Origin of the sequence: Candidatus Pantoea rara (assembly GCF_051136265.1) — a bacterium.
Lineage (GTDB): Bacteria > Pseudomonadota > Gammaproteobacteria > Enterobacterales > Enterobacteriaceae > Pantoea > Pantoea rara.
The window spans coordinates 369,376-391,142 of sequence record NZ_CP194942.1; the positions used below are offsets into that span (position 1 = coordinate 369,376).

Sequence of the window (21,767 nt, forward strand, 5' to 3'; positions counted from 1 at the left end):
TATTCTTCAGCTAGCGTTTAACGGGCGAGGGGACCGAATAGCCGATAACCAGACAATAAAAAAGCAGGCCGGAGCCTGCTTTCTGATCGGTTACTGTCCGCTTATGAAGCCAGCGACAGTGCCGGTTTCGCTTTCGCGGCCAGCCATTCAGCCACGCGCGCCTGCTGCTCTTTGGTCAGCCACATGCCCTGTTTAGTACGACGCCAGATAGCATCATCCAGCTCACGCACCCACTCATGCTGGACCAGGTAGCGTAACTCCGCCTCATAGAAATCATGACCGAAATTCTCACCCAAATCGTCCAGGCTTTTCGCTCCGTTCAGCAGGGTTTCAGTGCTGCTGCCGTAAGTACGTGAGAAGTGGCGCGCCATGTTTTCGGTAATGAACGGATAACGACGACGCAGGCTGACCGCATAATCCTCGCTGGTGCCGTTAATGTTACCGCCCGGCAACACGCATTTCTTCGTCCAGGCCGGACCGGCGTTCGGGTAGTACTTCGCCAGTTTCTCCAGCGCATGTTCTGCCAGCTTACGATAGGTGGTCAGCTTGCCGCCAAACACGGAAAGCAGTGGAGCCTGACCGTTATCATCGCGCACATCCAGCGTGTAATCACGGGTGATTGCCTGCGGTGAATCAGATTCGTCATCACACAGCGGACGGACACCCGAGTAAGACCAGACGATATCGTCGGCGGTCAGTTGCTTTTTAAAGTGTCCGTTAAACACTTTCAGCAGGTACTCAGTCTCGCTGTCATCGATATGGACGCTTTTCGGATCGCCTTTGTACTCTACGTCGGTCGTCCCGATAATAGAGAATTCATCCATCCACGGGATGACAAACACGATGCGGTTATCTTCGTTCTGCAGAATATAAGCCTGCTTCTCGGTATGGACGCGCGGCACCACGATGTGGCTGCCTTTGATCAGACGGATACCATAAGGCGACTTCAGCTTCAGGCTGTCATCAAACAGCTGCTTAACCCACGGGCCGGCCGCGTTAACCAGACCTTTCGACTGCCAGGTAAAGGTTTTACCGGTGTCGACATCTTCCGCTTCGACCTTCCACAGGCCGCCTTCACGCCAGGCGCGCGTCACACGGGTGCGGGTACGCACTTCGCCGCCATGCTTCACCACTTCCTGCGCATTCAGTACCACCATGCGGGCATCATCGACCCAGCAGTCTGAATATTCGAATCCGCGCGTAATTTCCGGCTTAAGGGCCGAATCCGCGCCAAAGCGCAGACTTTTACTGCCTGGCAGGCTGGTACGCTTGCCAAGATGGTCATACATAAACAGGCCGGTGCGGATCATCCAGGCCGGACGCAGATGCGGACGGTGCGGAAGACGGAAGCGCATCGGGAACGCCAGGTGCGGCGCCATTTTCAGCAGTACTTCACGTTCGGCCAGTGCTTCACTGACCAGACGGAATTCGTAATGTTCAAGGTAGCGCAAGCCGCCGTGAATCAGTTTTGAACTGGCAGAGGAGGTCGCGCAAGCCAGATCCCGCGCCTCCAGCATTAACACCGACAGTCCGCGTCCTGCAGCGTCTGCTGCAATGCCGGCACCGTTGATGCCGCCGCCGATCACGATCAGGTCTTTGGTTTCCACGTCATCTCCTCCGATGTTCGGAATAGTTCATTAATGTTCGTTTTCGAGCATAATCATAATCGCAAACCAACATTGACGCCAGCTTTTAACCGGGTAAAAACATTTTTGCGTGATATAGCTAACATTCTGCCCACCAAAAAAACAGATACCCGTAACGATTGTCAGGTTATCGGCGTGGATTATCGGGTTACACTACGGGCTATTGTGACGCTGTTATGAGAGATCCCATGGAAACGTTCGAATGTATTGATGTGCAGCAGGCGCAGGCGCGTCTGGCGCAGGGTGCGCTGCTGGTGGATATCCGCGATCCGCAAAGTTATGCCCTGGGCCATGCGACGGGTGCGCTGCATTTGACCAACACTAACCTCAGCGACTTTGTCAGTGGTGCCGATCACAGCCTGCCCGTGCTGGTCATGTGCTATCACGGCAACAGCAGCAAAAGCGCAGCACACTATCTGCTGGGACAGGGTTTTAATGAGACCTACAGCATTGATGGCGGCTTTGATGCCTGGCGTGCCGCTTTCCCTCAGCAGGTTGCCTCTGGCAGTGAATAAATGGCTGCTCGTCACATGGAGAGTTACTGATGCGCATTACCCAATTTAATCAGCCGCGCATGGCGCAGGCGTTTGTTGACTACATGGCGACGCAGGGCATCACGCTGCGTATCGAGCATGAAAATCACTACGTCATCATGCTCGATGATGAGAGCAAAATTTCGGTGGTCGAAAACGAACTTCAGCAGTTTTTGCACGACCCTAACCATCCGCGTTATCAGGCCGCCAGCTGGCACAGCGGCAAAACCGACAGTGGTCTGCGCTATGAGCGCAGCAATATCTGGGCGAACATCCGTGAGCGTGCCGGTCCGCTGACCATGACCCTGATGGTGCTCTGCATCGCAGTCTTTATTCTGATGCAGGTCATGGGCGATCAGGCCGTGATGGCGTGGCTTTCCTGGCCGGATGCCGATCAGCACCTTCAGGTCTGGCGCTGGTTCAGCCATGCGCTGCTGCACTTCTCACTGCTGCACATCCTGTTTAATCTGATGTGGTGGTGGTATCTGGGCGGCGTGGTTGAGAAGCGTCTTGGCAGCGGCAAACTGTTTGTGATTATGCTGATTTCGGCGCTGCTCAGCGGCTGGCTGCAGGCGAAGTTCAGCGGCATCTGGTTTGGTGGTCTGTCGGGCGTGGTCTATGCCCTGATGGGTTACTGCTGGCTGCGCGGTGAGCGCGATCCCGACAGCGGCGTCTATCTTGAACGGGGATTGATCGGTTTTGCAGTGGTCTGGCTGGTGATTGGCTGGTTCGGCGTCTTTGGTCTGGCTATTGCCAACGCGGCGCATGTCGCTGGTCTGGTCGTTGGGCTGGCGATGGCGCTGGTCGATACGCGTAACGTCACGCGTCGATAGACAGTAATAAGCGGTTTAACAGGAGAGGAACGTGAAGCAGACGCAACGTCATGACGCGATTATCGATTTAGTCCGTCGTCAGGGATATGTCAGTACTGAGGAGCTGGTGGATCATTTTGAGGTCAGCCCGCAAACTATTCGTCGCGATCTCAACGATTTGGCCGATCAGAACAAAATTCAGCGCCACCACGGTGGCGCGGCGCTCCCTTCCAGCTCTGAGAATACCGCCTGGCACGATCGTAAAATGATGTGGTCAGCGGAAAAAGCGCGGATTGCGCAGCGGGTTGCCAGCCAGATCCCGGATGGGGCCACGCTGTTTATCGACATCGGCACCACGCCGGAAGCGGTGGCGCATGCGCTGCTCAACCACAGCGATTTACGCGTGGTGACCAACAACCTCAACGTCGCAATGCTGTTGATGGGCAAGCCCGATTTCCGGGTGATTATCGCGGGCGGTGAAGTGCGAACCCGCGATGGCGCGGTGATGGGGGAAGCGACGCTCGACTTTATATCCCAGTTCCGTCTCGATTACGGCATCCTGGGGATCAGCGGCATCGACATGGATGGGTCGCTGCTGGAGTTCGACTATCACGAGGTTCGCACCAAACGCGCCATCATTGAAAATTCGCGCTGCGCGATGCTGGTGGTGGATCACTCGAAATTTGGCCGCAACGCCATGGTTAATCTTGGCAACATGAGCCTGCTGGATTATCTCTACACCGATAAAGTGCCGCCAGCCAGCGTCATGAAAGTGATTGAGCAGCATGAGGTTCACCTGGAACTCTGCTGATTCCTGCCACGCCAGCCTCCCGGCTGGCGTTTTTCTTTGATTGTTGTCGCTTTTTCCCCCACTCGCGTCTTAACTTAACGGTTGCTGGCACCCGGTTGTCAGCCCGTGCGCTTTCTATTTTTGCTTCACCTCATTGCGTAACAGAAGGGAGTGATATGTCGCAGCAAAAATTTAATAAAGCCCGTTTTAATGCCGCACTGACCCGCCAGTGGCAACAGTTGAGTCTCAACGCCGCCCAACAGATGACCTCGCACCAGGCGTGGCAGGCGGTCAGCGCGGCACTGGCAGAACTGCTGGACACCCAACCGGCTCCGCGCCCGGCTAAGCAGCAGCGTCACGTAAATTACCTGTCGATGGAGTTTCTGATTGGTCGTCTGACCGGCAACAATCTGCTGAATCTGGGCTGGTATGACGAGGTTAAAGCAGCGCTGGCTGAGCAGCAGCTTGATTTAACGGAATTGCTGGAGCAGGAGATCGACCCGGCACTCGGCAACGGCGGGCTGGGACGACTCGCCGCCTGCTACATGGATTCGATGGCAACGGTGGGGCAGTCCGCCACCGGCCACGGACTGAATTATCAGTATGGCCTGTTCCGCCAGTCTTTCGGGGAGGGGAAGCAGATCGAAGCGCCCGATGACTGGCAGCGTGAACGCTATCCGTGGTTCCGCCACAATGCGGCGCTGGATGTGGAAGTCGCAATGGGGGGCCGGGTAGAAAAGCGGGAAAACGGCGGTGTACGCTGGCTTCCCGATTTTACGCTGCGTGGCGAGGCCTGGGATTTGCCAGTGACCGGCTACCACAACGGCGTGACACTGCCGCTGCGCCTGTGGCAGGCAGTGAGTGCGCATCCGTTTGATCTTACGGCCTTTAACGAGGGTAATTTCCTGCAGGCGGAGCAGCCGGGCATTGAGGCGGCAAAACTCACTAAGGTGCTCTATCCCAATGACAACCATCAGGCCGGCAAACGGCTGCGCCTGATGCAGCAATATTTTCAGTGCGCCTGCGCGGTGGCTGATATCCTCCGCCGTCACCATCTGGCGGGACGCAGCATTCACAGCCTGCCTGACTTTGAAGTGATCCAGCTCAACGATACCCATCCGACCATCGCCATCCCGGAGATGCTGCGTGTGCTGCTGGATGAGCATCAGCTGAGCTGGGATGAGGCATGGCAGATCACCAGCCGGTTGTTTGCTTACACCAACCACACGCTGATGCCGGAGGCGCTGGAGCGCTGGGATGAGAAGCTGATGCGTAATCTCCTGCCGCGCCACATGCTGATTATCAAAGAGATCAATCAACGGCTGAAAAAGCAGGTGAAACAGCACTGGCCCGATGACAAAGCGATGTGGCAAAAACTGGCAGTGGTGGCTGACGGTCAGGTGCGAATGGCCAATCTTTGCGTGGTCAGCGGGTTTGCGGTCAATGGCGTGGCGGCGCTGCACTCAAGCCTGGTTGTCAGCGATCTCTTTCCGGAATATCACCAGCTCTGGCCGCAAAAATTCCACAACGTCACCAACGGTATCACGCCGCGTCGCTGGCTGAAACAGTGCAATCCGGCCCTGGCGGAACTGATTGATGAGACGCTGAAAACGGAGTGGGTCAATAACCTTGATGCGTTAAGCGGTCTGGAGTCCTGTGCCGACGATCAGGCGTTTCGCCAGCGCTATCGCAGCATCAAGCAGCAAAACAAATTGCAGCTTACGGAATATATCGCCCGCCACACAGGCATCATCGTGAATCCGGCGGCACTGTTCGATGTGCAGATCAAGCGTCTGCATGAGTACAAGCGCCAGCACCTCAGCCTGCTGCATATCCTTTACTGCTATCAGAAGCTCCTGAATAACCCGGAAGATGTCAGCTTCACGCCTCGGGTATTCCTGTTTGGGGCCAAAGCCGCGCCGGGTTACTACCTGGCGAAAAACATTATCTACGCCATTAACAAGGTTGCGGAGGTGGTGAACAACGATCCTCGGGTCGGCGACAGGCTCAAAGTGGTGTTTATTCCCGACTACCGCATCACCGTGGCTGAACTGATGATCCCGGCAGCCGATCTCTCCGAGCAGATCTCTACAGCCGGTTATGAAGCGTCGGGTACCGGCAACATGAAGCTGGCGCTGAACGGTGCGCTGACTATCGGCACGCTGGATGGTGCCAATGTCGAGATTGCCGAACAGGTGGGTGAGGAGAATATCTTTATCTTCGGTCACACCGTGGATGAGGTGAAGGCGCTCAAGGCGAAAGGCTACAACCCTAAAAAGGTGCGTAAGCAGAATAAGCCGCTGGACGATTTACTGAAATCGCTGGAGAAGGGCAAATTCAGCGACGGAGATAAACATGCGTTTGATCTGATGCTTGAGAGCCTGACGAAACATGGCGATCCCTGGCTGGTACTGGCTGATTTCCAGGCCTATATCGAGGCGCAGCAACGGGTAGAAGCCCTGTGGCATGACCCGGAAGGCTGGACTCGCGCCGCCATCCTCAATACGGCCCGAACCGGCATGTTCAGCTCGGACCGTTCCATTCGTGACTATCAGCAACGTATCTGGCAGGCACCGCGCTAAGGAGCAGCAATGAAGCAAAATACACTCGATCAGGCCGCCCGTGCCGCAGGAATTTCACTGGATTACATCAACGTCAACGGCGAGAAAGAAGCGATCAGCGATGAGACCAAACGCGCGCTGCTGGCGGTGATGAACGATCCGCAGGACACCAAAAAAGCACCGCTGCCGCCGGTCGCCGTCTTCACCGGCAGTGGCAAGCGGCAGCTGACGCCACAGGGCAGCGGCGTCTACAGCTGGCAGTTGCAGACCGAAAAGGGCAAAACGCTTAGCGGCGAGTTAACCGCCGGGGAGCCTTTTACGCTGCCTGGCCCGCTGACGCAGGGTTATCACCAGCTGATGCTCAGCAAAGGGAAAAAGAGCTGGCAGACGCGGATTATCGTCGCGCCGCGCCGTTGCTATCTGCCGCCAGCGCTGGAGGCGGGAGAAAAACGCTGGGGCGCGCTGGTGCAGCTCTACACCGTGCGATCCGAACAGAACTGGGGTATTGGCGACTTTGGCGATCTCGACCAGCTGCTGGTGCAACTGGCTGAGCGTGGCGGCGATTTCGTCGGACTGAATCCGCTACATGCGCTTTATCCCGCCAGCGCCGGTTTTGCCAGTCCATACAGTCCGTCATCGCGCCGCTGGCTGAACGTGATTTATATCGACGTCAGTCAGGTAACCGATTTTCAGCAAAGCGCGGCGGCACAGAAGTGGTGGAAAAGTGCCAAAACCCAGAAGGCGCTGACTAAAGCGCGTGAGGCGGAACGGGTTGACTACGAGGCCGTAATGGCGCTTAAGCTCGCCGCGCTGCGGCACGCCTGGGCCCATTTCCAGGCGCGTGACAGTGGGAGCGAAGAGCATCAATCCTGGATGGCCTTTGTGCATGAAGGCGGCGACAGCCTGCGTTATCAGGCGGCCTACGATGGCATCCAGATGGAGCGGCAGGCGGATAAGACGCAGCAGGGCGGCTGGCCTGCGTGGCCGGAAGCGTGGCGCAACAGTCAGTTGCCCGAGGTGCAGCAGTGGTGTGAGCAGCATGAAGAGGAGATCGCCTTCTGGCAGTGGCTGCAATGGCTGGCACAGCAGCAGTTCTCTGGCTGCTGGACGCACAGTCAGGTGCTGGGCATGAGCGTGGGTCTCTATCGTGATCTGGCGGTTGGCGTAGCGGAAGGCAGCGCGGAAACCTGGCACGATCCTGAGCTTTATCGCCTCAAGGCCTCAGTCGGTGCGCCACCTGATCGTCTCGGTCCGCTGGGACAGAACTGGGGCTTGCCGCCGATGGATCCGCATGTGATGCAGGCGCGCGGTTATCAGCCGTTTATCGACATGCTGCGTGCTAACATGCGCGACTGCGGCGCGTTGCGCATCGACCATGTGATGTCGCTGCTGCGTCTGTGGTGGGTGCCAGCCGGAGAGACGGCGGATAAAGGCGCCTATGTGGCCTATCCGGTGGACGATCTGCTGGGCATCCTGGCGCTGGAAAGCCACCGTCTGCGCTGCATGGTGATTGGCGAAGACCTTGGCACTGTGCCTCAGGAGATCGTCAGCCTGCTGCGCAAAAGCGGCGTCTTCTCATGGAAAGTACTCTGGTTTGAGCAGGAGAAAGATCAGCGCTATCGTGCGCCTCAGGACTATCCACGGCAGTCTATCGCCAGTGCCAGTACTCATGACCTGCCGACGCTGACCGGTTTCTGGGAGCAGGGTGATCTGGACCTGGGGGAGAAGCTTGGTCTCTATCCGGGCGATGCGGTGAAAGCCTTGCATCAGCAGCGCGCCGCACAAAAGCAGGCGCTACTGGATGCGCTGCATCAGGCGGGCGCCTTACCGGCACGCAGTCAGAAGAAGGCAGAGAAGCTAACCATGACGCCTGCGCTGAACCGGGCGATCCATCGCTTCCTGGCGGATACCGACAGTGCGTTGCTTGGCCTGCAGCCTGAAGACTGGCTCGGCATGACCACGCCGGTTAACGTGCCCGGCACGGTGGATCAGTACCCTAACTGGCGACGCAAACTGAGTAAAACGCTGGAGGAGATCTTTGCGGACAAGGAAGTGAATGCGTTGCTGAAGGTGGTCAGCGAGCAGCGTCAGTCAGGAAAGAAAGGGAAGTAAGCAGGGTAATAAAATAGCGCGGCAGTCAGACTGCCGCGCGTTATTATCAGTAGAACGAGTGTTCGCCGCGCTGATGCTCGGTAATATCCCGTACGCCTTTCAGTTCCGGGAAGGCAGCCAGCAGCTCCTTCTCAATACCATCTTTCAGAGTCACGTCGATCATCGAACAGCCGTTACAGCCGCCGCCGAACTGCAGAATGGCGTAGCCCTCATCGGTGATCTCCATCAGCGACACACGACCGCCATGGCCCGCCAGCTGTGGGTTGATCTGCGCCTGAAGCAGATATTCAACGCGCTCAACCATTGGCGCATCATCAGAGACTTTACGCATTTTGGCATTCGGCGCTTTCAGCGTCAGCTGAGAACCCAGATTGTCGGTAACGAAGTCGATCTCTGCATCTTCCAGATAAGGTTTGCTCAGTTCATCAACATACGCTGAGAGCTTCTCGAACTTCAGTTCAGTATCGGTGGCTTCAACGGCATCGGGCGGACAGTAAGAGACGCCACACTCGGCTGTTGGCGTACCCGGGTTAATCACGAATACGCGAATCTGGGTGCCATCTTCTTGTTTGGATAGCAGTTTAGAAAAATGTTCCTGGGCAGAGTCAGTAATTCGGATCATGTCGATTGCTCAATAGTTGACTAATTTAGTTGGTTATAATACGCCCATCAATGACGCTCTACAAGGTACGGCACAGGCACCAGACCTGCACGCTGGCGGCACCCTGCGCCAGTAACAGGCGGCTGATTTCATCTACGGTACTGCCGGTAGTAATGACATCATCCAGCAAGGCGATATGGCGTCCCTGCACCGCCATTTCAAGGCGGAAAGCACCCTGTAAGTTGGTGCGGCGCTGGCGGGCGCTGAGCTTATGCTGTAATGCGCCCCTTCGCTTGCGGGAAAGCCCTTCGCGCCATTCACATCCCAGCCAGTGTGCCAGCGGTGCGGCCAGCAATACCGTCTGATTAAAGCCACGCTGCCAGCGACGTCGCCGATGCAGCGGAACCGGCAGCAACAGATCGGGACGCGGCACCGTGCTGTGCCGGTAAACATTAAGCCAGCTTAGCAAAATCAGCCGCGCCAGCATCACTCTAAGTGCGGTTATGTGAGAAAATTTCAGCTGATTAACCCACTGGCTGAACGGCGGACAATAGTCATTAACGCAGACCAGCGCCTGCCAGGCGGGCGGTTTAAGCTGGCAGCGGCCACAGGCGACTTTTGCTGAACCTGCCGGTAATCCGCAGCGCGGACAGAGCAATGGTAACGGCGGTAATCTGCGTAAACATAAGCTGCAGATGCCATGACGTGCTATCCGCAATGGCATCTGGCATAGCCAACACAGGGCGGGCATTGCTAGCATAGCGACCTCCTTATCAATTTTCGGGATAGTAACTGATGACGTCGCTCTACTGGCACACCTGCGGAGAAGGAAAACGCGATCTTGTGCTGCTGCACGGATGGGGACTGAATGCCGAAGTCTGGCAAAGCATTATTCCGCGACTCAGCCCGCACTATCGCCTGCATCTGGTCGATCTGCCCGGTTATGGCCGCAGTCAGAATTTTGGCGCGCTGACGCTGGAGCAGATGGCTGAGCAGGTGCGACCGTTGTTGCCACCGCAGGCGATTATTGCAGGCTGGTCGCTTGGCGGACTGGTGGCAACGCAGCTGGCGCTGACCGCGCCAGAAAAACTGGCTGCACTGATTACTGTTGCGTCGTCACCCTGTTTCACCGCCACAGAGCGCTGGCCCGGCATTAAACCGGAGACGCTGCAGAACTTCCAGCAGATGCTCAGCAACGACTTTCAGCGCACGGTAGAGCGCTTTCTGGCGCTGCAGACGCTGGGCACTGAAACGGCGCGTGCCGATGCGAGGCAGTTGAAAGAGGTGGTGCTGTCACAACCGATGCCAGAGGTACCGGTACTCGATGGCGGCCTGGAGATTCTGCGTCAGGTCGATCTGCGCGCTGCATTACCACAGATTACATTGCCGTTCCTGCGACTCTATGGCGCGTTAGATGGACTGGTGCCGCGCCGGATTGCCGCAGAGATAGATGAAATGTTGCCAGCCTCACCGTCAGTGATTATCGAAAAAGCCGCACATGCGCCTTTCATTTCCCATCCTGAGACCTTTTGTCAGCATATTGTTAATTTCATCAGTGATTTAGCGGGATAATCATGCTTTAAGTTGGCAAAATCTCAGGCAGCAGTAATACTTCTCTCTGTAAGCAAGGCCGCTGCAATTTTATGTGATTAGTCACGGAAATGACTATGCCGTTCCATACTGCCTTACGCGTTTAGCTGCTGCTTACATCTCACAATGGATCATGAATGAGGGTAAACATAATGAAGGTTTTCAAATGGGTTGTGGCTTCAATGATGATGGGCGCGATTTCATTTTCTGCGATGGCAGCAAAAGAAGTCACCCAGGAAGAAGTTAAGACAATGAACCTGCAAAAGATCGGCAACGTTAACACCACGGCGGAAACTACCTCGCCAATGGATGCTAAAAAAGTGCTGTCGAAGCTCGCTGACGAAAAAGGCGGTAAATATTACCGGGTGATCGCTGGCCGCGAACACGGTAAATTCAGCGCTACGGCTGAAGTCTACAAGTAATTAACGTAGCCACATGAACTGCCAGGCATCCAGCTTAACCGGCTGGGTGCCATCAACCTTCTCCCCGCTCACCACATCCTGCAACGTATGCGCCACCGGCAATCGCGTTTCCACTGACCGACCACTCAGATTAAACACGCACAGCAACCCCTCGCCGCTTTCAGGCTGATGACGGCTCAGCACCAGCACGGTGTTTTCGCTGTCATATAACGTCATCGGATTATCGGGATGGAAGGCCGGCTGGCGACGACGCAGCTGGATCAGCTGGCCGAGCCGGGTATAAATCTGCTGCCGCAGCCAGTCACCCCCCGCCAGTGCCATCTCAATCTGCTGCAAATCATACTTCTGACGATTAATCGCCCGGTTGTGTCCGGCGGCCCGCACGCCATCATAATGGTTACGACCGCCCAGAATGCTCTGGATATAGATGGCAGGCACGCCAGGAAAGACCAGCAGAATCGCATGGGCCAGTAAAAAGCGTTTCAGCCGGGTGGCGTCGTCGTCCTCTTCACGGTTGAGCGCATCCAGATAGGTGACGTTGATTTCATAGGGGCTGGTGGTGCCGTCAGGATTGTTTTTATAGGAGACCAGCGCGCCTTCCAGCGCCAGATCGCGCACCAGCGCCACAATCTCCACTTCAGACAAAATGCCGCGTGCTGGATTAAGCCCAATGCCATCGTGTGACGCGAGGAAGTTGAAGAAGGTGGTGTCATTACTGCTGAGATCCAGTGAGCTGGCCCACTGCCGCAGCGCGCGCGCCGATCCGGTATGAATAGCATGCAGCACCAGTGGTGGCAGAGAAAACTGATAGACCATCTGCGCCTCATCGTGCCCGTTACCCAGATAGCTGATGTTGTCCTGATGCGGCACGTTGGTCTCGGTAATAATCACCGTGCCGGGCGCGACATGGTCGGCAATGGCGCGAAACAGCTTCACCAGCTGGTGGGTTTTTTCCAGATGAATACAGCGTGTGCCGGGCGTTTTCCACATGTAGCCAACCGCATCGAGACGCACATAGTCGGCGCCGCGTATCAGGTAGTCGAGCAGCACGTTGACCATGCGCAGCAACACCTCAGGATTGGCAAAATTAAGGTCAATCTGATCGGCGCTGAAGGTGGTCCAGATAAAGCGGGTATCGCCATCGGCCATTTTAAACGGCGTCAGCAGCGGCGAGGTGCGCGGGCGCGTGACGGCGCTGAGATCGGTGGCGGGCGGCATGCTGATAAAGAAATCATTCCAGCCGGGATCCTGCGCCAGGAAGTGGCTGAACCAGGCACTCTTAGCCGACATATGGTTGCAGACGAAGTCGAACATCAGCCGGGTTTCCTGATGCAGGCGCGCAATATCCTGCCAGTCGCCGCACACGGGATCGACCTGATGGTAATCAATCACCGAAAAGCCGTCATCGGACGACCAGGGGAAAAAGGGCAGCAGGTGAACCAGCGGAAACGTGGATTGCAGGTGCTGCTGATAGAAGCGTGAAAAGGTGCTGAGCGTGGGTTTATCAGCTTCCCGAAACTGATCGGCATAGGTGATCAGCACCACATCCTGTTCATCCCAGTGGGCCTTACGCGGCAGCTTGATCGCCTCGTGGGCGGTCGCGATGTCAGCCCGCAGGCGCGCAAAGGTCACCTCCGGAAATGTGCCAGCATAAATCTTATCAATCAGATCGGTGATCGTTTCCATCGTGAATTGGGTGCCACAGCAGGTGTTGTTTTTATGACAGGCGTCTTTTTAGCGTAGCGCGATGATGGGGATTTTCAACCGTGAAGGAAGACGTGAAGAGGGGGCCAGATGTGGCCCCCTGAAAAGCTTAGCGTTTTTTACCCAAAGCGGCGGCCAGTGCATCACTCATCGCACTGTTACCGGCGGATGAACTGACCGGACGCGGACGGCCTTTACCGGCAGCCGGACGTTTCTCTTCGCGCGGCGCGGCATTCTTCGCGCCACCCCGTGCATTGCCTTCGCCCGGCTGCTCATCAAGACGCATGGTCAGGGCAATACGTTTGCGCTGGAGATCGACTTCCATCACTTTCACTTTGACAATATCGCCCGCTTTCACCACCTGATGCGGATCTTCCACAAAGCGATCAGCGAGCGAGGAGATATGCACCAGGCCATCCTGATGGACACCGATATCCACAAACGCACCGAAGTTAGTGACGTTGGTGACGGCACCTTCAAGGATCATGCCCGGCGTCAGATCGTTCAGGGTTTCGACGCCTTCCGCGAACTGTGCCGTTTTAAACTCAGGACGCGGATCGCGGCCCGGTTTCTCCAGCTCTTTCATGATGTCGGTGACGGTCGGCAGACCAAAACGTTCATCAATGAAATCACGCGGGCTGAGATTACGCAGGCTGCCCGCGTTGCCCATCAGATCGTTCAGCGCCTGCTCAGTGGCGGCCAGAATGCGTTCGACTACCGGATAGGCTTCCGGGTGAACGGTCGAGGCATCCAGCGGATTATCGCCATGGTTGATGCGCAGGAAGCCCGCACACTGTTCAAAGGCTTTTGGCCCAAGACGGCTTACTTTTAGCAACTGCTGGCGGTTCTGGAAACGGCCGTTCTCATCACGCCAGCCGACAATGTTCTGCGCCATCATGCGCGTCAGGCCCGCGACGCGGGTCAGCAGCGGTACTGAGGCGGTATTGAGGTCAACGCCGACGGCGTTCACGCAATCTTCCACTACGGCATCGAGTTTCTTCGCCAGCTGGCTCTGACTGACATCATGCTGATACTGGCCTACACCGATTGATTTCGGGTCGATTTTCACCAGTTCAGCCAGCGGATCCTGCAGACGGCGGGCAATCGACACCGCGCCACGCAGCGAAACATCGAGATCCGGGAACTCCAGCGCCGCCAGTTCAGAGGCCGAGTAAACCGAGGCCCCGGCTTCACTGACAATCACTTTCTGCGCCGTAACCTGCGGGAACTGCTGCTGCAGATCCAGGAAGAAGCGCTCGGTTTCACGTGAAGCCGTACCGTTGCCAATCGCCACCAGCTCAACCTGATGCCTGATGCAGAGCGCGGCTACCGCGGCGGCGGCTTTGGCAGTCTGACCGGTGTGCGGATAGACGGTATCGGTCGCCACGACTTTACCGGTGGCATCGACCACCGCCACTTTGACGCCGGTGCGCAGGCCGGGATCCAGTCCCATGGTGGCGCGCATGCCCGCAGGGGCGGCCATCAGCAAATCGTGCAGGTTGCGGGCAAAGACGTTAATGGCTTCATCTTCTGCGCGTTCGCGCACCGTGCCCATCAGCTCCGTTTCCAGATGCAGCATCACCTTGATGCGCCACGTCCAGCTCACTACCGCTTTACGCCAGCTGTCGGCCGGTGCGTTGTTCAGACGCAGGTTCAGGTGTTCAGCAATCAGCGTTTCGCCGTGGCTTTCTCGCGGCACTTCATCAAACTGCGGATCGGCATTCAGCGAGAGTTGCAGCACGCCTTCGTTGCGGCCACGCAGCATTGCCAGCGCACGGTGCGACGGCACGCCGCTCAGGGCTTCGTGGTGATCGAAGTAGTCGCGGAACTTCGCGCCCGCTTCCTCTTTCCCTTCCACCACGCGTGACACCAGATGGGCATTTTTCCACAGGTAGTTACGCACTTTCGCCAGCAGCGCGGCGTCTTCAGCGAAACGCTCCATCAGAATATAGCGGGCCCCATCCAGTGCGGCACGGACGTCAGCGACGCCTTTGTCGGCATCAACATACTGCTCAGCAAGCTGCTCAGGAATGTGTGAAGGCGCCTGCCAGAGCGTGTCCGCCAACGGTTCCAGACCAGCTTCAATAGCGATTTGTCCACGCGTCCGGCGTTTCTGTTTGTAGGGCAGGTAGAGATCTTCAAGCTCGGTTTTACTGAGGGTAGTGTTGATGGCGCGGGCGAGGTCGTCAGTGAGTTTACCCTGATCGTCAATCGACTTCAGAATCGACTGGCGTCGCTCTTCAAGTTCACGCAGATAGCTGAGACGGGTTTCCAGCTGGCGCAGTTGGGTATCATCCAGCCCGCCGGTGACCTCTTTACGATAGCGTGCGATAAACGGCACGGTATTCCCTTCATCTAACAGGCGAACGGCGGCGTCAACCTGCTCTGGTCGCGCCTGTAGCTCACTGGCAATTATCTGGCTCAGAACTTTCATCATCAGGACTGTCTTGCCTTCCGGGTTGAGAAATAGCCGACAGTTATACGGATTGATGGTTAAAATTGCCAGAGACGCGGGCGGCTTTCAGCGATAATCTGAATCGTTATTGCGGGTAGTCAATTGCGTTGACATACCACAGCGCAGGACCGAGTGGCGTTTCAACGGTGGCGGCATCGCCGACCTCTTTTTTGAGCAGCGCCCGCGCCATCGGCGAGTCGATGGAGATGTAATCTTTGCGGCCAAAAATCTCATCGTAGCCCACAATACGGAAGCGTTTGAGGTCGCCCTCATCGTTTTCAATTTCCACCCAGGCACCAAAGAAAACTTTGCCATCCTGCTGGGGTGAGTAATCCACGATACGCAGCTGTTCGATGCTTTTGGTCAGATAGCGTACGCGACGGTCGATTTCACGCAGTCGTTTTTTGTTGTACTGATAGTCGGCATTTTCACTGCGATCGCCAAGGCTGGCAGCCCAGGTGACTTTTTTTGTCACTTCTGGTCGCTCTTCACGCCATAGATAGTCGAGCTCCGCTTTCAGCTTATCAAAGCCTTCGCGGGTAATGAGTCGGGTTTTCATGCTATACCGGCCACAGAGATTCAAAGAGCGACAGTGTAAGGCAAAGAGGGCGCGGCAAAAAAGAGTCGGGGAAAGGGTTTTTAAAGGCTAAAAACCCATGTTGCTTTCCCCGGCGGCGAAAGGGTTGGTGCTGTGATTCAAAATAAAGCCAGTAATCTGAAGCGGTTACAGAGGATGCTTAAGCTTATTTTCCGGCTTGGGTCGCCGTGGTGGTCGATGTACCGGTGCTGTGACCGTCACCGCCGCCGCCGCCCATGGTGGCCAGCGCGACGCCCAGCAGGGCTGCGACTGCACCAACACCGATGGCGTTAGAGTTACCTTGTGCTGTTGTTGTCGCTGCTGCGCCAGCCGCTTCACCGGTGGCTGTGGCAGCATAAGCTGGGCTGACGCTGCTTAATGCCAGCGCGCTCAGCAGTAAAATTGTTTTTTTCATTGTGTGTTTCCCCGTTGAGACATCGAATGTTGCCTGAGCAGTCTGGTTTAAAACGGAGAAGGCGAAAAGTTGACTTTACTGATTGATTTTAAGGACTTTAATTTCAACTGGCCTTGCTGGTGCTGCCGCTGAAACTAATCCGAGAGGAGCGTGGGGTGTTATGCAGTATTACTGGAATATTATGCTGCCTGGCTGCTGTTGAGGTAGATTATCTGGAGCTTATCCACAGTGATGGCTGATTATTAAGTCAAATTGCCTGCTAACTCACTGAATTACCTCACTGATTAAAAAATGGCACATTTCCAACGCCAGCGATTCAGAGAAACCAGGCCGTTTTTTCAGATTTGCCGTATCAGGGGTCGGGCAGGGGTAAATACGTTAAAACTGACCCGGAATCCCCTTAAATCAAATATAAGCTCCTGTTTAATATGCTTTGTAACAATTTTGGCTAGAATATAAACCAATAATGACTGTCACTATAAGGCATCTTTTTTTAACAATGTTGGCTCAGGCAATAGCGCCTTTGGGAGTTGAAAATGCAAGAGAACTACAAAATTCTGGTCGTCGATGATGATATGCGTCTGCGAGCACTGCTTGAACGCTATCTCACCGAGCAGGGCTTTCAGGTGCGCAGTGTCGCTAACGCCGAGCAGATGGATCGTCTGTTAACCCGGGAATCCTTTCATCTGATGGTGCTCGACCTGATGTTACCAGGCGAAGATGGTCTCTCTATCTGCCGTCGTCTGCGCAGTCAGAGCAACCCGATGCCGATTATTATGGTGACCGCCAAAGGCGAAGAAGTGGATCGTATCGTGGGGCTGGAGATCGGCGCTGACGACTATATTCCCAAACCCTTTAACCCGCGTGAGCTGCTGGCCCGTATCCGTGCCGTGCTGCGACGTCAGGCCAATGAACTGCCAGGCGCACCTTCACAGGAAGAGGCGATTATCGCCTTCGGTAAATTCAAGCTTAACCTCGGCACCCGCGAGATGTTCCGCGAAGATGAGCCAATGCCGCTGACCAGTGGTGAGTTTGCCGTGCTGAAAGCACTGGTAAGCCATCCGCGTGAGCCGCTGTCTCGTGACAAGCTGATGAATCTGGCGCGTGGCCGTGAATACAGTGCCATGGAACGTTCGATTGACGTTCAGATCTCCCGCCTGCGTCGCATGGTGGAAGAGGATCCTGCGCATCCACGCTATATTCAGACCGTCTGGGGTCTGGGCTACGTCTTTGTGCCGGACGGCAGTAAAGCATGAAGCGACTGCGCTTCTCGCCACGGAGTTCGTTTGCCCGCACCCTGCTGCTGATCGTTACCCTGCTGTTCGTCAGCCTGGTAACGACCTATCTGGTGGTGCTGAACTTCGCCATTCTTCCCAGCCTGCAACAGTTCAATAAGGTGCTCGCTTACGAAGTTCGTATGCTGATGACCGACCGGTTGCAGCTGGAGGATGGCACGCAGCTGGAAGTGCCACCGGCGTTTCGCCGGGAGATCTATCGCGAACTGGGGATCTCGCTCTACACCAATGCAGCAGCAGAGGAGAGCGGATTGCGCTGGGCTCAGCATTATGAATTCCTCAGCGAGCAGATGGGTCAGCAGCTTGGCGGGCCAACCGATGTCCGGGTTGAGGTTAACAAAAACTCGCCGGTCGTCTGGCTGAAAACCTGGCTATCGCCTGATATCTGGGTGCGGGTGCCGCTGACTGAAATTCATCAGGGCGACTTCTCGCCGCTGTTCCGCTATACCCTGGCGATTATGCTGCTGGCGATTGGCGGAGCCTGGCTGTTTATCCGTATCCAGAACCGACCGCTGGTGGATCTGGAGCATGCTGCCCTGCAGGTCGGGCGCGGGATTATTCCGCCGCCGCTGCGCGAGTATGGCGCGTCAGAAGTGCGATCGGTGACCCGTGCCTTTAACCAGATGGCCGCCGGCGTGAAGCAGCTGGCGGATGATCGCACGCTGTTAATGGCGGGCGTCAGCCACGATTTGCGAACGCCGCTGACCCGCATTCGTCTCGCCACCGAGATGATGAGCGAGCAGGATGGCTATCTGGCCGAATCGATTAATAAAGATATCGAAGAGTGCAACGCCATCATTGAACAGTTCATCGACTATCTGCGTACCGGACAGGAGATGCAGACTGAGCGCGCAGATCTTAACAGCGTGCTGGGCGAAGTGGTGGCGGCTGAAAGTGGCTATGAACGTGAAATCGAAAATGCGGTGATGCCGGAAGAGTTAATGCTGGATATCAACCCGCTGTCGATTAAACGGGCACTGGCTAACCTGGTGGTCAACGCCGCGCGATACGGCAATGGCTGGATCAGGGTTAGCAGCGGACGGGAACTGCATCGCGCCTGGTTCCAGGTGGAAGATGATGGTCCTGGCATCAAGCCGGATCAGCTGGCGCATCTTTTCCAGCCGTTTGTGCGGGGCGATAGCGCCCGAAGCACCAGCGGTACTGGCCTCGGTCTGGCGATTGTTCAGCGTATTATTGATGCCCATCAGGGATCGCTGGAGATTGGCGAGAGCGAACGCGGGGGATTACGTATTCGTGCCTGGTTGCCGTTAGTGGAAACGATGGCGCTGAGCCATAACAACGGCAGTAATAGCGTGTCTGGCTGATAAAAGCGGCGCGGCATTATTATTGCCGCGCCGGTTCTTTTAGCGTTGCGGGCCAGCTTTCACCAGCGCAGCACCTACGGCGTTATCAGTATACTTATCGAAATTATCAATAAAGCGCTGTGCCAGACCGTCGGCGGCCGCGGTCCACTTCTCTTCACTCTCCCAGCTACGACGCGGATCGAGCGTGTCACTATCCAGCTCGCCCAGCGCAACCGGCATCTGCAGATTAAAGATTGGCAATGTTTCCGTCGGTGCATCATCCAGTTCCCCCGCCAGAATCGCATTGATGATGGCACGGGTATTTTTCAGAGAGATGCGTTTGCCACTGCCGTTCCAGCCGGTATTCACCAGGTAAGCCTGCGCACCGGATGCCTCCATCCGCTTCACCAGCACTTCAGCGTATTGCGTGGGATGCAGCATCAGGAATGCTGCGCCAAAACAGGCGGAGAAGGTCGGCGTCGGCGCAGTGACGCCACGCTCGGTACCGGCCAGCTTGGCGGTGAATCCTGACAGGAAATGATACTGCGTCTGCTCCGGTGTCAGACGGGAAACCGGGGGCAGCACGCCAAACGCATCGGCGGTCAGGAAAATCACTTTCTTCGCGTGGCCCGCTTTTGAAACCGGCTGCACGATATTGTCGATGTGATTAATCGGATAGGAGACGCGGGTGTTTTCCGTTTTACTGCCATCGTCGTAATCGACGCTGCCATCTTCGCGCACCACCACGTTTTCCAGCAGCGCATTACGACGAATGGCGCGGTAGATCTCCGGCTCAGCCTGCTCAGAAAGGTTAATAGTTTTGGCGTAGCAGCCGCCTTCGAAGTTAAACACGCCATCATCGTCCCAGCCGTGTTCATCATCGCCGATCAGCTGGCGGTCAGGATCGGTGGAGAGTGTGGTTTTACCGGTGCCAGAGAGGCCAAAGAAGACCGCCACATCACCCGCTTTACCGACGTTAGCAGAACAGTGCATCGAAGCGATGCCTTTCAGCGGCAGCAGGTAGTTCATAATGGCGAACAGACCTTTCTTCATTTCGCCGCCGTACCAGGTTCCGCCAATCAGCTGCATACGTTCAGTGAGATTGAAGGCGACAAAGTTTTCTGAGTGCAGACCCTGCGCCTGCCAGTCAGGATTGGTGCATTTGGCCCCGTTCATCACCACAAAGTCGGGCGTGAAGTCGGCCAGTTCAGCGTCGGTGGGCTGGATGAACATGTTTTTCACGAAGTGTGCCTGCCAGGCGACTTCGGTAACAAAACGTACGCTCAGACGTGAATCGGCATTCGCACCGCAGAACGCATCCACCACAAACAGACGCTTGCCGGAAAGCTGGCGGGTGACGCAGCTTTTCAGCGCACTCCAGGTTTCCTGAGACAGAGGCTGATTGTCGTTTTTGCCGGTGCCCTGGTCGTTCCACCACAGGGTATCGCGCGTGGTGTCATCACGTACAATGTACTTATCCTTAGGCGATCGTCCGGTGAAAATCCCGGTGTCTACTGCAATCGCGCCGCTCTGCGTCAGGGTGCCACGAGCAAAACCTTCGAGGTCCGGGCGCGTCTCTTCCTGAAATAGCGTGTCGTAATCAGGGTTGTAAACCACTTCCGTGGTATCCACGATGCCCAAAGCGGCAAGGTCTTGCGAGGTCAGGCCGTTAACGCGCATTTTACTGCTCCTTAAATCGGTGTCTGTTCTGCAAAGCAGAGATAGGTTGGGATCGTGCCAACCGGCTGTTGCATCAGGTGCGGCGAATCACTGACAGTCCACTGCGCTTCGTTACCACAGCCTGCAAAGAGAACCGGACTTTTCAGGGCATCTGCCTCTGGCTTCCGGGCGTTTGCACGATCGCGCGCAGTTTACTCTTCTGCGTTATGGGAAAAAGGGCAGTGATCTAAAAATGCGACTCAGGGCGCGTTAAGGCTATGTTTCGAACGTTTAAAAGATGTTATGAAAGTAAAAAAAGATAATTTGTCTGGAAAATTATGGGGATAGGAAGGGAGGAAGGAGGAGGGGCGGCAAAAGCCGCCCGATCAATCAGTGCAGACGGTCGTTATTCTCAAGAGAGTGGCTGCGGATACCCGCAATATCGACGGCATCAAACACGTAGTTTGAACCGCAATAGTCACAGTGCATGTCGATTTTGCCATCTTCCTCGATGATCTCATCCACTTCTTCCTGTGGCAGCGTCGTCAGCACTTCGCCACAGCGTTCACGCGAGCAGGTGCATTTGTAGATCACCGGCTGCGGATCGTAGAGGGTGACCTCTTCCTGATGATAGAGTCGCCACAGTGCTTCATTGGCAGGCAGATCGAGCAGCTCTTCTGTTTTAATGGTTTCAGTCAGTGTTGCCAGATGTTCGAAGACCTCTTTCTCTGTGTCCTGCGCGGGCAGCACCTGCAGCAGAATACCGGCGGCGCCTTTGTCGCTGGTGCGGATAAACAGACGCGTGGGCAGCTGCTCTGAGCGCATGAAGTAATCTTCCAGGCACTCCGCCAGGGTTTCACCTTCCAGTCCGACCACACCCTGATAACGCTCACCCTTCTCCGGGGAGATAGTGATGACCAGATAGCCATTGCCGACCATGCTTTTCAGGCTGCTGTCGTCCGGGATGTCGCCTTTGATACGCGCTACGCCGCGCAGTTCCTGACTGTTATTACCGTTAATCACGGCCAGCGACAGCGGACCGTCACCCTGCAACTGCACGGTGATTTCGCCATCAAACTTAAGCGTAGCGGTCAGCAGGCTGGTCGCGACCAGCATCTCACCCAGCAGCGTTTTGACCGGTGCCGGATAGTCGTGGTTCTTTACGGTTTCACGCCAGGTGTCAGAGACGTTCACCAGCTCGCCGCGCACGGCGGCATTTTCAAACAGATAACGGTGCAGTTGATCCGGGACTGACATATTTTTTTCTCTCACTGGAACGGAGCGATGGCGC

Annotated in this window: 18 protein-coding genes; 9 read left to right on the forward strand and 9 right to left on the reverse strand. The window is 56.1% G+C overall.

Annotated elements, in window-relative coordinates:
* Positions 1-101 precede the first annotated feature (101 nt).
* Positions 102-1,607 carry a glycerol-3-phosphate dehydrogenase gene (gene glpD / locus ACR8BF_RS01695; protein ID WP_179898823.1) on the reverse strand — a complete coding sequence of 502 codons (1,506 nt, stop codon included), beginning with the start codon at positions 1,605-1,607 and terminating at the stop codon, positions 102-104.
* A 227-nt stretch (positions 1,608-1,834) separates the two neighbouring features.
* Here glpD and glpE point away from each other — a divergent pair, with 227 nt between their 5' ends.
* The 5 genes from glpE (at position 1,835) to malQ (ending at position 8,454) form a co-directional block, all read left to right on the forward strand.
* A complete protein-coding gene (gene glpE, locus ACR8BF_RS01700) occupies positions 1,835-2,161 on the forward strand; it encodes a thiosulfate sulfurtransferase GlpE (RefSeq protein WP_292986935.1) in 327 nt (108 codons plus the stop codon).
* Between the two features lie 29 nt (positions 2,162-2,190).
* On the forward strand, positions 2,191-3,012 hold the full coding sequence (gene glpG, locus ACR8BF_RS01705) for a rhomboid family intramembrane serine protease GlpG (RefSeq protein WP_136198033.1): 822 nt from the start codon (positions 2,191-2,193) through the stop codon (positions 3,010-3,012).
* Between the two features lie 31 nt (positions 3,013-3,043).
* A complete protein-coding gene (locus ACR8BF_RS01710; RefSeq protein ID WP_179898825.1) occupies positions 3,044-3,802 on the forward strand; it encodes a DeoR/GlpR family transcriptional regulator in 759 nt (252 codons plus the stop codon).
* A gap of 155 nt (positions 3,803-3,957) precedes the next feature.
* Complete coding sequence (gene malP, locus ACR8BF_RS01715; RefSeq protein ID WP_179898826.1) at positions 3,958-6,363, forward strand: maltodextrin phosphorylase; 2,406 nt, start codon at positions 3,958-3,960, stop codon at positions 6,361-6,363.
* A gap of 9 nt (positions 6,364-6,372) precedes the next feature.
* Positions 6,373-8,454, forward strand: coding sequence for a 4-alpha-glucanotransferase (gene malQ, locus ACR8BF_RS01720; RefSeq protein ID WP_434745478.1), 2,082 nt, complete (start codon positions 6,373-6,375; stop codon positions 8,452-8,454).
* A gap of 46 nt (positions 8,455-8,500) precedes the next feature.
* Here the strand turns inward: malQ and nfuA are convergent, their stop codons facing one another.
* Positions 8,501-9,076 (reverse strand): Fe-S biogenesis protein NfuA, encoded by a 576-nt coding sequence (nfuA, locus tag ACR8BF_RS01725; RefSeq protein ID WP_010253194.1) that lies wholly within the window; start codon positions 9,074-9,076, stop codon positions 8,501-8,503.
* A gap of 58 nt (positions 9,077-9,134) precedes the next feature.
* The gene (gntX, locus tag ACR8BF_RS01730) at positions 9,135-9,815 is read right to left on the reverse strand and encodes a DNA utilization protein GntX (protein WP_179898828.1); all 681 of its coding nucleotides are present in this window, start codon (positions 9,813-9,815) and stop codon (positions 9,135-9,137) included.
* A gap of 35 nt (positions 9,816-9,850) precedes the next feature.
* Here gntX and bioH point away from each other — a divergent pair, with 35 nt between their 5' ends.
* Positions 9,851-10,627, forward strand: coding sequence for a pimeloyl-ACP methyl ester esterase BioH (gene bioH, locus ACR8BF_RS01735; RefSeq protein WP_179898829.1), 777 nt, complete (start codon positions 9,851-9,853; stop codon positions 10,625-10,627).
* A 170-nt stretch (positions 10,628-10,797) separates the two neighbouring features.
* Complete coding sequence (locus tag ACR8BF_RS01740) at positions 10,798-11,067, forward strand: YdgH/BhsA/McbA-like domain containing protein (RefSeq protein ID WP_010671554.1); 270 nt, start codon at positions 10,798-10,800, stop codon at positions 11,065-11,067.
* On the opposite strand, the gene ACR8BF_RS01745 is transcribed toward ACR8BF_RS01740, so the two are convergent.
* From ACR8BF_RS01745 to yjbE, 4 genes are all read right to left on the reverse strand, one after another.
* Positions 11,068-12,753: an alpha-amylase family glycosyl hydrolase gene (locus ACR8BF_RS01745; RefSeq protein ID WP_314985336.1), complete on the reverse strand. Its 1,686-nt coding sequence runs from the start codon at positions 12,751-12,753 to the stop codon at positions 11,068-11,070. It abuts the gene before it with no gap.
* A gap of 127 nt (positions 12,754-12,880) precedes the next feature.
* The gene (locus tag ACR8BF_RS01750) at positions 12,881-15,208 is read right to left on the reverse strand and encodes a Tex family protein (protein ID WP_314985335.1); all 2,328 of its coding nucleotides are present in this window, start codon (positions 15,206-15,208) and stop codon (positions 12,881-12,883) included.
* 103 nt (positions 15,209-15,311) lie between these two features.
* Positions 15,312-15,785, reverse strand: coding sequence for a transcription elongation factor GreB (gene greB, locus ACR8BF_RS01755; RefSeq protein WP_090966786.1), 474 nt, complete (start codon positions 15,783-15,785; stop codon positions 15,312-15,314).
* Between the two features lie 184 nt (positions 15,786-15,969).
* Positions 15,970-16,218 (reverse strand): exopolysaccharide production protein YjbE, encoded by a 249-nt coding sequence (gene yjbE, locus ACR8BF_RS01760; RefSeq protein ID WP_314985334.1) that lies wholly within the window; start codon positions 16,216-16,218, stop codon positions 15,970-15,972.
* A 536-nt stretch (positions 16,219-16,754) separates the two neighbouring features.
* On the opposite strand from yjbE, the gene ompR reads away from it, so the two are divergent.
* Together ompR and envZ are read left to right on the forward strand one after the other, a co-directional pair.
* Positions 16,755-17,474 (forward strand): osmolarity response regulator transcription factor OmpR, encoded by a 720-nt coding sequence (gene ompR / locus ACR8BF_RS01765; RefSeq protein ID WP_003853014.1) that lies wholly within the window; start codon positions 16,755-16,757, stop codon positions 17,472-17,474.
* The gene (envZ, locus tag ACR8BF_RS01770; RefSeq protein WP_179898833.1) at positions 17,471-18,838 is read left to right on the forward strand and encodes a two-component system sensor histidine kinase EnvZ; all 1,368 of its coding nucleotides are present in this window, start codon (positions 17,471-17,473) and stop codon (positions 18,836-18,838) included. Before ompR ends, envZ begins: the two co-directional genes overlap by 4 nt.
* A gap of 39 nt (positions 18,839-18,877) precedes the next feature.
* Here envZ and pckA read toward each other — a convergent pair whose 3' ends face one another.
* Together pckA and hslO are read right to left on the reverse strand one after the other, a co-directional pair.
* Positions 18,878-20,497 carry a phosphoenolpyruvate carboxykinase (ATP) gene (gene pckA / locus ACR8BF_RS01775; protein WP_434745479.1) on the reverse strand — a complete coding sequence of 540 codons (1,620 nt, stop codon included), beginning with the start codon at positions 20,495-20,497 and terminating at the stop codon, positions 18,878-18,880.
* A gap of 369 nt (positions 20,498-20,866) precedes the next feature.
* Complete coding sequence (gene hslO, locus ACR8BF_RS01780; protein ID WP_292986905.1) at positions 20,867-21,733, reverse strand: Hsp33 family molecular chaperone HslO; 867 nt, start codon at positions 21,731-21,733, stop codon at positions 20,867-20,869.
* Between the last annotated feature and the right edge of the window lie 34 nt (positions 21,734-21,767).